Source organism: Cupriavidus sp. 291-E7 (assembly GCF_057798835.1).
The window spans coordinates 37259-51892 of the sequence record NZ_JBYOJV010000006.1; the positions used below are offsets into that span (position 1 = coordinate 37259).

The following is a 14634-nucleotide window of genomic DNA, read 5'->3' on the forward strand; positions in this document are numbered from 1 at the left end:
ATTCGAATGCATGCAGCGCAATACTTCCCGCTGGTGGACGTGACCGGCGGCCCATACAACCGCGGACTCCAACACGGGCGCGCGGTGCCCGAACGCATTGCGGCAGGCGCCGCGCTATACCGCGCCCAGCTTGGCCGTCGCGGCCTGGACGATGCCACGATCGACCGTCTCGCACGCGCCATGCTCCCGCAAATCGAAGCCTTCGATCCGGCCTATCTCGAGGAAATGCGCGGCATCGCCGAAGGGGCGGGTACATCCCTTGAAAACGTCGTCGTTATCAATTGCCGGACAGAAATGCTCTATGGCTTCTCGACCATCGGCGCCAATGCGGCATTGGAAGACGGCAACGAGGACGGCGATTGCACCGGACTCGTGGTGTTGCCAAAGCGCTCCGCCACGGGCCGGCTGCTGCACGCCCACAATTGGGACTGGCGACAGGAATGCGTCGACACCTGCATCGTGTTGCGCATCCGCGCCGACAATGGCCCCGATATCCTCGCATTCACGGAAGCCGGTGCCCTGGCGCGACACGGCTTCAACAGCCACGGCGTGTCGCTCACGGGAAATGCATTGTCCTGCCATGAGGATTACCAGCATTGCCCCGGCGTTCCGGTCGTGCTCTTGCGCCGGCGGCTGCTGGAATCCACGAACCTTGCGCACGCGATGCGAACCGTATGGAACGCGCGCCGCTACTGCTCGAGCAACATGATCCTCGCGCAGAGCAGCGCCACCGACGGGGCATGCGCAAGCCTTGAAGCCGCGCCCACCGACGTGTACTGGACGCTTCCCGAGGACGATGTGCTGGTGCATGCCAATCACTGGCTATCGCCCGTCGCAGTGTCCCGACTGCGGGACCCGGGTCTGGCCGCGCGGCCCGACAGTTTGTATCGGCAGCATCGCGTGGAGCACGCACTGCGGTCCATTACGGAACGTGGCATTGAATGGAACGACATCCGCGCCATCCTGGCCGACGACTTCGGTTTCCCCGACGGGGTCCTGCGCAGCCCCAAACCCGGCGATTTCAGCAGCATCTCGGCGACGGTGGCCACAACGCTGATGGATGTCGCCAGGAAAGTCATGTGGGTTGCGCGCAAGCCATATGAGTGCCGCGAGTTCCAGGAATACACGCTCTAGGGTTCGGGCAGCGCCCGGCTCAGCCATTAAAGATCGCCCTCACCCCGGAGTTTTTCGTGCCATTCAGTGCATTGGACCTCTTCAAGATCGGTATCGGGCCGTCCAGCTCGCACACGGTCGGCCCCATGCGGGCAGCACGGCAGTTCGTGCAGTCACTGGAGGGCCACGGCTTGCTCGCCAGCGTGACGCAACTGCGGGCCGAGCTGTACGGATCGCTTGGCGCAACCGGAAAGGGACATGGCAGCGACACCGCGATCCTGCTCGGTCTTTCCGGCCATGATCCCGATACGGTCGACGTTGCCCGCGTCCCGGAATACCTGGCCGATATCCGCAACACCGGCACGATCGTCCTGAATGGCCACCAATCGATTGCCTTCGATGCGCGCAAGGACGTCGTCTTCTACCGGCGTACCCTGCCGTTGCACGCGAACGGCATGCGCTTCGTCGCGTTCACCGCTAGCGGCACCGAACTGCGCGCCGCGACGTTCTACTCGGTCGGCGGCGGATTCGTCGTGCCCGAACCAGCGATGGAGCGGGAAGGCAGCGAAATGCCCCGGGAAATAGCGCTGCCACTGCCATTCGATAACGCCGATGACCTGCTGGTCATCGCGACGAGGCTGGGCATCTCGATTGCGGAGATCATGCGCAGGAACGAGGAATACTGGCGGCCCGCCGCGGATACGCGCGCCGCGCTGCTGGCCATCTGGAAGACGATGCAGGATTGCGTGGCGCGAGGTTGCCGCGCCGAGGGTGTCCTGCCCGGAGGCTTTGAGGTTCGCAGGCGTGCGGCCCCGCTGTTCCGCAAGCTGAGCACGCGTGACGCCTCGCGCGACAGGCTCGATGCAATGGACTGGGTCACGCTGTATGCCCTGGCGGTGAACGAGGAAAACGCGGCCGGTGGCCGCGTGGTGACAGCGCCAACAAACGGCGCCGCAGGCATCATTCCGGCCGTCCTCCACTACTACATGAAGTTCGAGGCCGGCGCCTGCGAGGACGGCGTTGTCGAATTCCTGCTGACCGCCGCGGCCATCGGCATCCTCTTCAAGAAAAACGCTTCCATCTCGGGCGCGGAAGTCGGATGCCAGGGCGAGGTGGGCGTCGCGTGCTCGATGGCGGCGGCCGGGCTGTGCGCGGTACTGGGCGGCACGGTCGCGCAGGTCGAGAATGCCGCGGAAATTGCAATGGAGCATCACCTGGGGCTAACCTGCGACCCCGTGGGCGGCCTCGTACAGATACCGTGTATCGAAAGAAATGCGATTGGCGCGATCAAGGCGATTGGCGCCGCTCGCATGGCGCTTCATGGCGACGGCAGGCACCACGTAAGCCTGGACAAGGTCATCAAGACGATGCGCGAAACCGGCGCCGATATGAAGACCAAGTACAAGGAAACCGCCAGGGGCGGTCTGGCGGTCAACATTATCGAATGTTGAAATATGGTGGTGTTGCGATAGCCCGCCACTTGGCCCCGAAGACAATGCGTAAGCACTCCCCGCCTACAATTTCCCGGTCCGCCTATCCTCGGCTACCTTCAGAATGGGTGGCGCAGTATCCATGAACCCAGGTTGAACTCTTTCCCAGAGGCTTCCCTTGCCGAGCTCTCGTCCCAGCTTATCCTCCCGCTCGAGCCACTCCTCCACGCTTCTGATGCGATTGGGGTGAATCTCGTCAAGCAGCGCGTAGTCTCTCTGAACAACACCGTATTTCCAGATGTTCCAGAAACCGGTGAAGTTATCGCGGAAGCTCATCGTGCTTTTGTCATTGGGATCGGCGTTGTAACCTGCCGGCAACGCACCGGCCGCCTTCAGCGGACCATTCCAGTACGCACTCATTTCGGTGTCGATGTATTGCGCCGGATGTCCAGTCACTTTCTCGAAGGCCGCCGCAAGTTGGTGATAGCCGACATGCTCGATCGCAACTTCGAGATCCATGCCATTCGCTCGCTCCCGATTATCGAAAAGCCAGCGCGCGTAGTATCCGCAGTCCTCCAGTGCGACGTGAGGCACGGCACCGTTCCCCAGCGGAACCCTCCAGGTCAGCACGCCATCCTCCACCGATGGCGTCATCGGTGTCCGTGAGGAAATCGCCATTTCCATATAGGGCCCTGTGGTAAGCAGCGCGGCCCCCATTCGGTCTCTGTTCACCTGGTTCTGAAACAGGATCCATTCGCCAATACGGCCTTTGCCGTCATAGTGGCCGGCGCGAAATTTGGAATCGTAGCCAGACTTCTTGAGCGCGTAGTCCAGATTCCCGTACACGAAGAACTTGACGCCCTCTTCCAAAGCGATCTCGTAGCTGCGCATGGCCCAGTACATCTCCGTCTTCTCGCCGGTATTGAAGCCGTCAATATTGATATATGCCCCGTCGCAGCCACGGAAGCCCTCTCGCAATACGGCTTCGTCCGCGAAGGTGCCTTCAAGGATGGAGACATTGCCAAGGGCGACCAGCGCCTTGGCCCGGCGTGACGCTGCATCGCGGGTAAGTGCGCGAACCGTGTACTTCTTGTCGGCAACCAGACCGCCGACGACCGGCAAGCCTTGAGCGCCAGTGCCACCAACAACGAAGATCCTGGACTCGGAACCAGAGGGCATGATGTCTCCACGGATTGGAAGGGGGATGAACTGTCCGGCGCTCGCCAATGCCCGCACCGTTCCCGAGCTTCACCGTTTCCGCCAGTCTCTCTTATAATAAGAGTGACAGTCCGCAATGGCAAGCGACTTATCATGCGGCCTGCATGACAATGGTCTTGAGAGAACTTAAGGAAGCAGCGAGATGCGCTCGAAGGGTTTCGACGGAATGGTTTGTTCGATCGCCGGTGTGATGGCGATGATCGGTGACCGCTGGGGGCTGCTGATCCTGCGCGATCTGGTATGCGGCCTGAGCCGGTACGAGGATTTCCGCCAATCGTCAGGGATTACCAACGCCACGCTGAGCGACCGGTTGAAGCATCTGGAAGCCAGCGGCCTTGTCGAGCGGCGACGCTATCAAGAGAATCCGGAACGGTTCGAATATCTCTTGACCCCGAAAGGCTGGCATGTCGCCCCGGTGATGCCAGTGCTCGCACAGATCGGTGATCGACTGGGGGTGTCCGGCGCTTCCGCGCCGCCACTCCAGTTTGTGAATAGAGAATCGGGCGCCGACGTGGGCTGGAGCTTTTTTGACAGCGATACCGGCAAGCCCATCAGCGCGACGGATGTGATTGTCAAGGCGGGGCCAGGGGCCGACGATCTGGTCCGGTGGCGCGTTGCCCACGCGGAGCGCAGACGCAATGAAAGCGATAAGTAGCCGGGCGCACGGCGTTCCGCCTACAGCAATGCGTCCCGCGTTGCCGGCGTGGCGGCCTGCCAGCCACCACCCAACGCCTTGAACGCGGCGATGGCCGCGCGGGCCGATTGCGCTTCGGCCTGCGCCTTGGCATCGGAAGTCTTCAGCAGATTCTCGTCGGCGAGCAGCACCTCGATCAGGCGAACGACGCCCTTCTGGTAGGCCGCGAACGAGGAGTTCCGGGCCTGACGCAGCGCCAGTTCCCCGCGTTCGAGGGTATTGGTCTGTTCCTCGCGCTTGACCAGCGCCGTGAAGGCATTTTCGACATCTTCCGATGCGTGCAGCACGGCCAGCCGATAGCCGGCCAGTGCCTCGGCCTCCTGCCCCTTGGCCTGATCGATCTGCGCCCCGATACGACCGAAGTCGAACAGCCGCCAGCGCAATCCGGCAACCCCCGCCGCCTGATTGGCGCCGGCCGAGAACAGATTGCCGCTGGCCACGGTAGTCGCGCTGCCCAGGAGTCCGCTGAGGGAGACCTTCGGATAGTACTCAGCGATGGCGGCGCCGATGCGGGCATTCGATGCCGCCAACCGGCGCTCTGCCACGATCAGGTCCGGGCGCCGCCGGAGCAAGTCGGCAGGTGTGCCAGTGTCTTCGATGCGTGGAGCGGCCGGGATCGCCTTGATGTCGGCAAGTTCGGCGCGGTAGGTGCCCGGAGGGGTGCCGAGCAGCACGTCCATCGCATTCATCGCGGCATCGAGTCCGAATTCGAGTTCCGGAATGGTGGCCTCCACCTGTGCGAGCGCGCCTTCCGCCTGCTGTACCTCCAGCGCGGCGGCAAGTCCCTTGGCGTAGAGCAGCCTGACGGTCGAGACCAGCTTCCGCTGTGTCTCCACCTGCTGCCGCGCAATCGACAGCCGGGCCTGAAGGCCACGGATGGTCACGTAAGTGTCGGCGGCCTGTGCCGCCACTTCCACGCGCGTAGCAGCCAGTCCCGCCTCCGACGCCTGGTACTCCGCCTGCGAGGCCTGGCGCTCGCGCCGCAGGCCCCCGAAGATATCGATCTCCCAGCTTGCGGTGAGGTCTGCCTCGTATAGGCTGCCATGCCGGTCGAAGTTCGGCGTTGCGTTCAGCACCCGGCCCAATGGTGTCTCGACGGACTGGTATTGCTTCGCGGCCTGGGCACTGACTCCGCCCGACGGCAACAGCGCGGCCGTGGCAAAGCGCAGCCCGGCCCCGGCCTGCGTGACTCGCGCCGAGGCGGCCGCCAGGTCGAGGTTCTGGTCGAGCGCCAGCCGCACGAAGCGTGTCAGTTGCGGGTCGCCAAACCCTTCCCACCAGACTTCGAGATCCGCCCGGGTGGCGGCCTGACGCTGCTCCACGTCGCGTTGCCCAAGAAAGCGTTCCGCGTTGGGCACATCGGGCTTGTGGTAGTCGGGGCCGACAGCACAGCCGGCAAGTGCCGCCACGGCAGTCGCGGTGACAACAAGGGCGGGCAGGCCATCGAGAGATCGGAAGCGAAGAGACGGGAAATGCATAGGTTGGCGGAATAACATGATCGGTTGCATTGCGTGACGTGTGACCATAATACAAACTAGTCACTCTTTGTCAATGACCAATCACCGTGTAAGCTCATGCCATGACCGACACCCAACCCATCCCTCCTCTGCCCCGCGGCCCCGTGGACCATAGCGTGCGCAGCCAGATCGTGGACGCCGCCACGGAGCACTTCAGCCTCTACGGATACGAAAAGACAACGGTTTCCGACCTGGCCAAGGCCATCGGATTCTCAAAGGCCTACGTCTACAAGTTCTTCGACTCCAAGCAGGCAATCGGCGAGGTCATTTGCGGCAACTGCCTGGCCCAGATGCGCCAGGCCGTGGACGAGGCGGTGGCCGGAGCGGATTCCGCCTCGGAGCGGCTGCGACGCCTCTTTGGCACGCTGGCCGAGGCTGGCAGCCGGCTTTTCTTCCAGGACCGCAAGCTGTACGCCATTGCCGTGGTGGCCTGCGAAGAGCAGTGGGGATCGGCTCGCGCCTACGACGCCCACATGCAGCAACTAATCCTCCAGATCGTGCGCGAGGGGCGTGAGGCGGGTGAATTCGAGCGCAAAACGCCCCTCGACGAGACGGCTCACGCCATCTACCTCGTGATGAAGCCCTACCTCGATCCGCTGCAACTCCAGCACAACCTCGACTTTGTCGAAGTGGCGCCGGCGCAGCTCAGCAACCTGATCCTGCGAAGTCTGGCGCCCTGACATCTCGCGCGTCCTCGGCACACGCCATGTGAATTTGCGCAGTGACCATTGACTATTTTGGTCACTGTTTATACAGTGAAGGCCATTCGTATGGAGGGCCCTCATGCTTCAGCGCCGCTTTTTCGCATCCACCGTCACCCACGCCGCCACCCGCACCACTACCTTCGCTGCCATCTGTCTTGTGCCGCTCGCCCTTGCGGCATGCGGCGGCGAGCCGAAGCCAGATCCCCGCGTGCTGGCACCGTTGGTGAGGGTGGAAAACGTTCAGGACGCATCCGCCGTCCGGCGCGCCTTCACCGGCGTCGTTGCCGCCCGGGTGCAGAGCGACCTGGGCTTTCGCGTCTCGGGCAAGGTGCTGGAGCGCCTGGTCGACACCGGCCAATCCGTGAAGCGCGGCCAGCCGTTGATGCGACTCGATCCCATCGACCTGAAGCTGGCGGCACGCGCGCGACAGGAAGCCGTGGCCGCCGCCAAGGCCCGCGCCACGCAACTGGCGGCTGACGAGGAGCGCTACCGCGATCTCGTGGCGGCCGGGGCGGTGTCCGCGTCCGCTTATGACCAGATCAAGGCTTCCGCCGACTCGGCGCGGGCCCAGCTCCGGGCGGAAGAGGCGCAGGCCGACGTGGCGCGAAACGCATCCGACTATGCCGTGTTGCTGGCCGATGCCGACGGGGTTGTGGTCGAAACCGTCGCCGAAGCCGGACAGGTGGTGAATGCTGGCCAAGTGGTGGTGCGACTGGCCCGTGCCGGGCAGCGCGAAGCCATCATCCATCTGCCGGAAACCCTGCGCCCGCCGGCAGGCTCCACGGCCCGCGCAACGCTCTATGGCAAGGACGGCGAGGCAGTTACCGCGACCCTGCGGCAGCTTTCCGACGCTGCCGACAGACAAACCCGCACCTATGAAGCGCGCTACGTGCTTGGCGGTGCGCTGACCGACGCGCCGCTCGGCGCCACCGTCACGCTGCAGGTGGCCGACCCGAAAGAAGCGGCATCCGGCCTGCAAGTCCCCATCGGCGCCCTCCACGATCCGGGCAAGGGCCCCGGCGTCTGGGTAGTCACAGGCAATCCCGCGCACGCAACGTGGCGACCGGTAACCGTGCGCGCCATCGGCGACGATACCGCGCGGATCGAGGGCCAGATTCAGCCTGGCGACCGCGTGGTGGCGCTGGGCGTCCACTTGCTGACCGAAGGACAGCAGGTCAGGGTGGCGTCCGACGTGAAGGTGGCGGAAGCCGCCCCGGCCGCCCAAACCGGTAAAGGCGCGCATGCCGTCAACGGCGTACGGGGACAGCAATGAGTGGCTTCAATCTCTCGGCACTCGCGGTGCGCGAACGTGCCGTCACGCTCTTCCTGATTATTCTTGTCTCGATCGCCGGCGTTGTCGCCTTCTTCCAGCTCGGCCGCGCGGAGGACCCGCCATTCACGGTCAAGTCGATGATCTTCATCACGGCATGGCCCGGCGCGACAGCGCAGGAAATGCAGGACCAGGTCGCGGAAAAACTGGAAAAGCGCATGCAGGAACTGCGCTACTACGACCGGACGGAAACCTACACGCGGCCTGGACTGGCTTTCACCACCGTCACGCTGCTCGATAGCACGCCGCCAAAGGAAGTGCCGGAGGAGTTCTACCAGGCCCGCAAGAAACTCGGCGACGAGGCGCGGTCCCTGCCGGCGGGCGTTATCGGCCCGCTCATCAACGACGAATACTCGGACGTGACCTTCGGCCTCTTCGCGCTGAAGGCCAGGGGCGAGCCGCAACGGCTGCTGGTGCGCGAAGCGGAGACCATCCGCCAGCGCCTGCTGCATGTGGCCGGCGTGAAGAAGGTCAACATCATCGGCGAGCAGGCGGAGCGCATCTACGTGTCGTTCTCGCATGACCGGCTGGCCACGCTTGGCGTAACGCCACAGGACATCTTCGCCGCACTCAACAGCCAGAACGTGCTCACCCCCGCGGGCTCCATCGACACCAACGGGCCGCAGGTCTTCGTGCGGCTCGACGGCGCGTTCGACAAGCTCGACCCCATCCGTGACACCCCCGTGGTGGCGCACGGCCGCACACTGAAACTGTCCGATATCGCCACCGTCGAACGCGGCTATCAGGACCCGGCCACCTTCGTTGTACGCAACAAGGGCGAGCCGGCGCTGCTGCTCGGCATCGTGATGCGCGACGGCTGGAACGGCCTCGACCTCGGCAAGTCGCTCGATGCGGAAGTGGCGAAGATCGGCGCCGAACTGCCGCTGGGGATGGAACTGAGCAAGGTTACCGACCAGGCCGTCAACATCAAGGCGTCGGTCGACGAGTTCATGGTCAAGTTCTTCGCCGCGCTGATCGTGGTGCTAGTGGTGAGCTTTGTCAGCATGGGCTGGAGAGTCGGGATCGTGGTCGCCGCGGCAGTGCCGCTGACGTTGGCCGCCGTCTTCGTGGTCATGGCCGCCACCGGAAAGAACTTCGACCGCATCACGCTGGGCTCCCTGATACTGGCACTCGGACTGCTGGTTGACGATGCCATCATCGCCATCGAAATGATGGTGGTGAAGATGGAGGAAGGCTATGGACGGATCGCGGCGTCGGCCTACGCATGGAGCCATACGGCAGCGCCGATGCTCTCCGGCACGCTTGTCACTGCGGTGGGCTTCATGCCGAACGGCTTCGCGAAGTCTTCCGCGGGCGAATACACCGGCAACCAGTTCTGGATCGTGGGGATCGCACTGATCGCGTCGTGGATCGTCGCAGTCGCCTTCACGCCCTATCTCGGCGTGAAGCTGCTGCCTGAAATGAAGAAGGTGGAAGGCGGCCATCATGCTATCTACGCCACGCCGAACTACCAGCGCTTTCGCGGGTTGCTGGGGCGGGTGATCGGGCGGAAATGGCTGGTGGCGGCAATCGTCGTCGGACTGTTCGCCGCGAGCGCCGTCGGCATGGGTGCCGTGCGCAAGCAGTTCTTCCCGACTTCCGATCGTCCCGAGGTGCTGGTGGAGGTGCAGATGCCCTATGGCACGTCCATCGAACAGACCAGCGCCGCGGCGCAAAAGGTGGAAGCGTGGCTCGACAAGCAGCCAGAAGCGAAGATCGTGACGTCCTATATCGGCCAGGGGGCACCGCGCTTCTACCTGGCCATGTCGCCGGAACTGCCTGACCCGTCCTTCGCCAAGATCGTGGTGCGAACCGACAGCCAGGAAGAACGCGACGTACTCAAGGGCCGGCTCCGCCAGGCCGTCGCCGAAGGTTTGGCATCGGGCGCGCGCGTGCGCGTGACGCAATTGGTGTTCGGGCCTTATTCACCCTTCCCTGTCGCGTTTCGTGTCATGGGTCCCGACCCCGACAAGCTGCGCGTCATCGCGAAGCAGGTTGAGGACGTGATGAATGCCAGCCCGCTGATGCGCACCGTCAACACCGACTGGGGCCCGCGCGTGCCGGCGCTGCACTTCTCGCTGCAGCAGGACCGCCTGCAGGCGGTCGGCCTGACCTCGCACGATGTGGCGCAGCAGCTCGAATTCCTGCTCACCGGTGTGCCGGTGACCGAGGTACGCGAGGACATTCGCTCGGTGCAGGTGCTGGCGCGCGCCGCGGGCGACATCCGCCTCGATCCGGAACGCATCGCCGGCTTTACGCTGATCGGCGCCAACGGCGAGCGCGTCCCCCTCTCGCAGGTCGGCACCGTGGACGTGCGCACCGAAGATCCCGTCCTGCGCCGCCGTGACCGCACGCCGACCATCACGGTGCGGGGCGATATTGCCGACGACCAGCAGCCGCCCGACGTATCGAAGGCCATCCTGGCGCAACTGCAGCCGGTCATCCAGAAGCTGCCCTCCGGATATCGCATCGAGATGGCCGGCTCCATCGAGGAAGCGGGCAAGGCGAACAAGGCGCTGGCGCCCCTGTTCCCCATCATGCTGGCCATCACGCTGCTGATCATCATGTTCCAGGTGCGGTCGATGGCCGGCATGGTGATGGTCATCCTGACGAGTCCGCTCGGCCTGATCGGCGTCGTTCCGACCCTGCTGCTGTTCCACCAGCCGTTCGGCATCAATGCACTCGTGGGGCTGGTGGCGCTGTCTGGCATCCTCATGCGGAACACGCTGATCCTGATCGGACAGATCCAGGGCAATCTGAAGGATGGACTGTCGCCGTACGACGCGGTAGTGGAAGCCACCGTGCAACGGGCCCGCCCCGTTCTGCTGACCGCCGCGGCAGCCGTTCTCGCCTTCATCCCGCTTACGCACTCGGTGTTCTGGGGCACACTGGCCTATACGCTGATCGGCGGGACGCTCGCCGGCACGCTGCTGACACTGGCGTTCCTGCCAGCGATGTATGCCATCTGGTTCCGGATCCGGCCGCCGGCGCAGGAGGCGGCGCGGCAAACCCGCGTGGAAGAGGTGGCGCGGGTGTCGTGAGGCAGCGCGGTCGCCCGAGGGACGCCAGCACTCCGCTGGCGTGCCGTTATCCACGGGCATTGGTACCGGGGATCAGACCGAAGTCAGCCGCAGCACGGTCGGCGGGCCGTCCATGAACGCGCCCATTGCTTTGCCGATCGTTCTGAAGTGGTCCGATTTTCGATGCGCGTCCGCCGCATCGGCGTCTCGATACTTCTCCACGAACGCATAGACCCCGGTTTCATTTGTTCGCCAAAGATCGTACTCGACGCAGCCCGCCTCCTGGCGGGATGCCGCCGCGAGTTCCGCCGCGATCGCTTCGAACTGTGCCTCGGCACCCGGCTTTACTTTTATTTGTGCGACTACAGCCAACATTTCCGTCTGCTCCTCTTTGTATGGGTTCTTCAGAGAGCCTAACCTGACCAAACGATGCAGTCCATCGGGTGAAAGCGGCGTGGATTCAACGATCGTTCGGTATTCGCCCGCGCAGTATCAGGACGCGATCACTCCGGGTGGCGATGTTCTGCAAGGCAGTCGTTGACCCGGCAGTTTTTGGCCGGACAGGTGTGATTTTTTCGGGCGTTGCGGCACTCCCGCCCGGAAAGCCGCCATCAACGATTGCGTTCACCGGCCCACGCGACTTTAGGCTGACGGTTAAAGTTGGCACGGACATTGCTCCCTGATCCGCCACTGCATATTGATGACAGACTCATTGGCGTCTGATTTTTCGGGGAGCGTTTGATGAAGAAAAAGATTGCGCGCTTGGCAGCCTTGGCGCTGTCCGTTGGCGTACTGGCTTTCGGTACTGGCTGCGCGCTGGCGCAGACATATCCATCCAAGACGATCAGGCTGGTGGTACCTTTTCCGCCGGCCGGTGCCACTGACGTCCTGGGCAGGGCGATTGCGCAGAAGCTGTCCGAAGGGCTTGGGCAGCCGGTGGTAGTCGAGAACCGGCCTGGTGCAGGCAGCACCATCGGATCGGACATCGTTGCGAAGGCGGCGCCGGATGGCTACACGCTATTGTTGGCGTCAGGCTCGCTTGCCATCGCATCCAACCTTTACACCAAACTCGGCTTCGATGTTCTGAAGAGCTTCACCCCGATCTCGCTTGTGGGCCACGTACCCCACATGCTGGTCGTGAGCCCTTCGATTCCAGCGAATTCGGTCAAGGAGCTGGTCGCGCTGGCCAAGTCCAAGCCCGGACAGCTAAGCGCCGCTTCGCAGGGAAACGGCACACTGTCGCACCTGGAACTGGAAATGTTCAAGTTGTCCACTGGCGCCGACATGCTGCACGTCCCTTATAAGGGCAGCAATAACGTCATGCCCGATCTGCTTGCCGGCAATGTCTCGGTGTTCTTTGATAGCGTGCCGTCTTCCATGCCGCTGGTGAAGAGCGGCAAGCTCAAAGCGCTTGCTGTCGTAGGGGCCAAGCGCCTGCCCATGAGCCCGGACATTCCGACACTGGCCGAAGCCGGACTTCCCGGGTTCGAAATGAAGAACTGGTTCGCGCTACTGGCACCCGCAGGCACGCCGGCCGAGATTGTCGAGTTGCTCAACACGCAGGTGCAAAAGGCCGTTGCCTCCCCGGATCTTGCCGCGCGGCTGGCCGACCAGGGTGTCATCCTGGAAGCCAGCACGCCGAAGCAGTTGGCCACGCTGATGCAATCGGACGTCGCAAAGTGGGGCAAGCTCATCAAAAGTGCAAACGTGCACCTGAACTGAGTGCAGCGGCGAGGCTCTCCCCAAGGAATCCGCGTCATTCGGCGCGGATTCGCCTTCCCGGCATTCCGCCTCCTCACGCTTCGGGAACGCCAGTTTCGCCGGCTGCAAATTGTTTGGCGCGAGCATTGGCTTGCGACGGTGCCGCGGCAAGCAAGACGAGTGCAATCAACGCTCTGATACGTCGATGGTCGCCTGGATCTTCTCGCACGTATGGGTGCTGGTCAGGCCGAGCAGCTCTGAGACGCGCTCGCGCGGCACGCCGGCAATGAGCAGACGCCTGCAGTACGTATTTCTAAGAATGCGCGGTCCCATGTCATCACTGGCTTGGCCGATCTCATTGAGCGCATCGCGCACGAATATCCCAAAACTCATATCCGTGATGGGCTCCCCCGACGCACGCAGTGCGAAGAGCAGGTCGCCCAGAATCGGTAGTTGCCTGCGCCGGGCCTGCCATGCTTCCAAGGCCGGCATGGCAAAAGACTCCAGCGGGATTCTTCTATCCGGCCGTCCTCGCGCACCGTGAACGTACAGATGCGGAAAAGACCCCGTCGGATAAATGTCCTGGAGTGCTACGGATCGGCCTTCGCGGGCCGTGATGCCAGTCCCAAGGAATATTGCCACCACCGCACGCCTGCGCAGCATCGATACGCCATCGGCGGTGTCTGGCTGAACAAAGCGCTGTAGACGTAAGTCCGCCGCCTCCGAAAGAAATGGCGGCACCGCGCCTCGCGCTGGCCAGGCAGCACTGCTTGCGAGACGCGATGCCGGGTTGCTTTCCCTGACGCCGATAGCCACCAGATGCTGGCATAGGCGATCGAGCAGTTTCAGGTAGCGGGTACGCGTGCCCGGCGCATGCGTATCCGCCTCGGGGGTCGACCAGAAAGCTTCGATGTGGTGGCTCTCGAAATCCGCCAGGCTCACGCCGTGCGTCCTGAGATACCGGTTGAATCGGTCGACCATTGCCCGTTGCTGCACCACCGATTGCGGAGCCAGACCGCGCTCCATTTCAGCGCGAGCGTGGTCCTGCCAAAGTGCATAAGCAATGGATGGGTTCCTGATCCATATCTCCTTCATGTCATTCACCAAACGAGTAACTAGAGAAACGTTTCGTCGACGCATGACAGCCACGGGCTGCGCTCATGATCGACGGCAAAAGGCTCCCCCTGGCTGGTGGAAATGCTCCAGCCTCTCGTCAATGGATCGCCTGATTTGCCTGATGGAGGGTTGTCTACTTGAATCTGGCTGAATGCACGCGGTGCACAAGGACCTACGTCTGTCTGGTCCCCAGATCCAGTCATCGATTCCTGATGACAATGGTAGAAAAAGCCAGCACGAAACGTGGGTTACAGACGTCGGATACCTCGAGCGGAACAGTGCTTTGCCGTGGCGACGTTCGCCGGCCCGCCCCACAACTGTTCCGCTTCCTGATCGCTGTATCTGTACCTCGCGTGGCACGGCCGTGCGCCATGCCGTGCCAGTGCTACGCCACCCGCTTCAGCGAGCGCAGCTCATCCGCCACAAAGACCCGGGCCAGCGTGATCCAGGGGAAACGCTCGGATGCGCCCGGCCGGTAGAAAGAGATCAAAGGAAAGTGGCCGTCCAGAATGCACCGGAAATGCCGCGTCCCCTTCTGGGAATGGCTCACCGTGTAGCAGCCGCCGTGCGCGAGTTCAAACTCCACCGGACCCTGGATGAATCTCAGCGCACGCGCCTGGCCATCGCATTCGGCCATCTTGCGCGCCACCGCGTCGATCCTGCCGGCAAACCAGTCGTCGAACGCCAATGTCGTCTTGCCGTCTCCTACCTCCATCAGCCACTGGTCAACGCGGGAGCATGGCGGCGAAATCGCGTCGACATCGATCAGTTGGAATGCCATCTTCATCTCG

12 protein-coding genes are annotated in these 14634 nt (G+C 63.3%); 7 read left to right on the forward strand and 5 right to left on the reverse strand.

The annotated features are described in order from the left end of the window. Positions 1-6: 6 nt before the first annotated feature. Both AC3FLX_RS12285 and AC3FLX_RS12290 read left to right on the forward strand, forming a co-directional pair. A complete protein-coding gene (locus tag AC3FLX_RS12285; RefSeq protein ID WP_488696830.1) occupies positions 7-1134 on the forward strand; it encodes a C45 family autoproteolytic acyltransferase/hydrolase in 1128 nt (375 codons plus the stop codon). 56 nt (positions 1135-1190) lie between these two features. Continuing rightward, a complete protein-coding gene (locus AC3FLX_RS12290) occupies positions 1191-2564 on the forward strand; it encodes an L-serine ammonia-lyase (RefSeq protein ID WP_488696832.1) in 1374 nt (457 codons plus the stop codon). A gap of 63 nt (positions 2565-2627) precedes the next feature. Here the strand turns inward: AC3FLX_RS12290 and AC3FLX_RS12295 are convergent, their stop codons facing one another. Continuing rightward, positions 2628-3722: an NmrA family NAD(P)-binding protein gene (locus tag AC3FLX_RS12295; RefSeq protein WP_488696834.1), complete on the reverse strand. Its 1095-nt coding sequence runs from the start codon at positions 3720-3722 to the stop codon at positions 2628-2630. A 181-nt stretch (positions 3723-3903) separates the two neighbouring features. Between AC3FLX_RS12295 and AC3FLX_RS12300 the strand changes: the two genes are divergently transcribed. Continuing rightward, complete coding sequence (locus AC3FLX_RS12300) at positions 3904-4416, forward strand: winged helix-turn-helix transcriptional regulator (protein WP_488696836.1); 513 nt, start codon at positions 3904-3906, stop codon at positions 4414-4416. A 20-nt stretch (positions 4417-4436) separates the two neighbouring features. Here the strand turns inward: AC3FLX_RS12300 and AC3FLX_RS12305 are convergent, their stop codons facing one another. Then, on the reverse strand, positions 4437-5933 hold the full coding sequence (locus tag AC3FLX_RS12305) for an efflux transporter outer membrane subunit (protein WP_488696838.1): 1497 nt from the start codon (positions 5931-5933) through the stop codon (positions 4437-4439). A gap of 101 nt (positions 5934-6034) precedes the next feature. Here AC3FLX_RS12305 and AC3FLX_RS12310 point away from each other — a divergent pair, with 101 nt between their 5' ends. The 3 genes from AC3FLX_RS12310 (at position 6035) to AC3FLX_RS12320 (ending at position 11047) form a co-directional block, all read left to right on the forward strand. Then, on the forward strand, positions 6035-6652 hold the full coding sequence (locus AC3FLX_RS12310) for a TetR/AcrR family transcriptional regulator (protein WP_488696840.1): 618 nt from the start codon (positions 6035-6037) through the stop codon (positions 6650-6652). A gap of 103 nt (positions 6653-6755) precedes the next feature. Continuing rightward, positions 6756-7949 (forward strand): efflux RND transporter periplasmic adaptor subunit, encoded by a 1194-nt coding sequence (locus AC3FLX_RS12315; protein WP_488696842.1) that lies wholly within the window; start codon positions 6756-6758, stop codon positions 7947-7949. Continuing rightward, positions 7946-11047, forward strand: a complete 3102-nt coding sequence (locus tag AC3FLX_RS12320; protein ID WP_488696844.1) for an efflux RND transporter permease subunit — start codon at positions 7946-7948, stop codon at positions 11045-11047. The genes AC3FLX_RS12315 and AC3FLX_RS12320 overlap by 4 nt, the downstream gene beginning before the upstream one ends. A gap of 72 nt (positions 11048-11119) precedes the next feature. On the opposite strand, the gene AC3FLX_RS12325 is transcribed toward AC3FLX_RS12320, so the two are convergent. Continuing rightward, a complete protein-coding gene (locus AC3FLX_RS12325) occupies positions 11120-11401 on the reverse strand; it encodes a putative quinol monooxygenase (protein WP_488696846.1) in 282 nt (93 codons plus the stop codon). Positions 11402-11767: 366 nt separating this feature from the next. Between AC3FLX_RS12325 and AC3FLX_RS12330 the strand changes: the two genes are divergently transcribed. Next, a complete protein-coding gene (locus AC3FLX_RS12330; protein WP_488696848.1) occupies positions 11768-12748 on the forward strand; it encodes a Bug family tripartite tricarboxylate transporter substrate binding protein in 981 nt (326 codons plus the stop codon). A gap of 165 nt (positions 12749-12913) precedes the next feature. On the opposite strand, the gene AC3FLX_RS12335 is transcribed toward AC3FLX_RS12330, so the two are convergent. Beyond that, a complete protein-coding gene (locus AC3FLX_RS12335; protein ID WP_488696849.1) occupies positions 12914-13822 on the reverse strand; it encodes a tyrosine-type recombinase/integrase in 909 nt (302 codons plus the stop codon). Between the two features lie 406 nt (positions 13823-14228). Further along, positions 14229-14624, reverse strand: coding sequence for a hypothetical protein (locus tag AC3FLX_RS12340; RefSeq protein WP_488696851.1), 396 nt, complete (start codon positions 14622-14624; stop codon positions 14229-14231). Between the last annotated feature and the right edge of the window lie 10 nt (positions 14625-14634).

What these genes read in the sequence shown, in the direction of transcription:
- AC3FLX_RS12295 (WP_488696834.1), bottom strand. Translation starts at nt 3,722, where the DNA reads ATGCCCTCTGGTTCCGAGTCCAGGATCTTCGTTGTTGGTGGCACTGGC.
- AC3FLX_RS12335 (WP_488696849.1), bottom strand. Translation starts at nt 13,822, where the DNA reads ATGAAGGAGATATGGATCAGGAACCCATCCATTGCTTATGCACTTTGG.
- AC3FLX_RS12320 (WP_488696844.1), top strand. Translation starts at nt 7,946, where the DNA reads ATGAGTGGCTTCAATCTCTCGGCACTCGCGGTGCGCGAACGTGCCGTC.
- AC3FLX_RS12330 (WP_488696848.1), top strand. Translation starts at nt 11,768, where the DNA reads ATGAAGAAAAAGATTGCGCGCTTGGCAGCCTTGGCGCTGTCCGTTGGC.
- AC3FLX_RS12325 (WP_488696846.1), bottom strand. Translation starts at nt 11,401, where the DNA reads ATGTTGGCTGTAGTCGCACAAATAAAAGTAAAGCCGGGTGCCGAGGCA.
- AC3FLX_RS12315 (WP_488696842.1), top strand. Translation starts at nt 6,756, where the DNA reads ATGCTTCAGCGCCGCTTTTTCGCATCCACCGTCACCCACGCCGCCACC.
- AC3FLX_RS12340 (WP_488696851.1), bottom strand. Translation starts at nt 14,624, where the DNA reads ATGGCATTCCAACTGATCGATGTCGACGCGATTTCGCCGCCATGCTCC.
- AC3FLX_RS12310 (WP_488696840.1), top strand. Translation starts at nt 6,035, where the DNA reads ATGACCGACACCCAACCCATCCCTCCTCTGCCCCGCGGCCCCGTGGAC.
- AC3FLX_RS12285 (WP_488696830.1), top strand. Translation starts at nt 7, where the DNA reads ATGCATGCAGCGCAATACTTCCCGCTGGTGGACGTGACCGGCGGCCCA.
- AC3FLX_RS12305 (WP_488696838.1), bottom strand. Translation starts at nt 5,933, where the DNA reads ATGCATTTCCCGTCTCTTCGCTTCCGATCTCTCGATGGCCTGCCCGCC.
- AC3FLX_RS12300 (WP_488696836.1), top strand. Translation starts at nt 3,904, where the DNA reads ATGCGCTCGAAGGGTTTCGACGGAATGGTTTGTTCGATCGCCGGTGTG.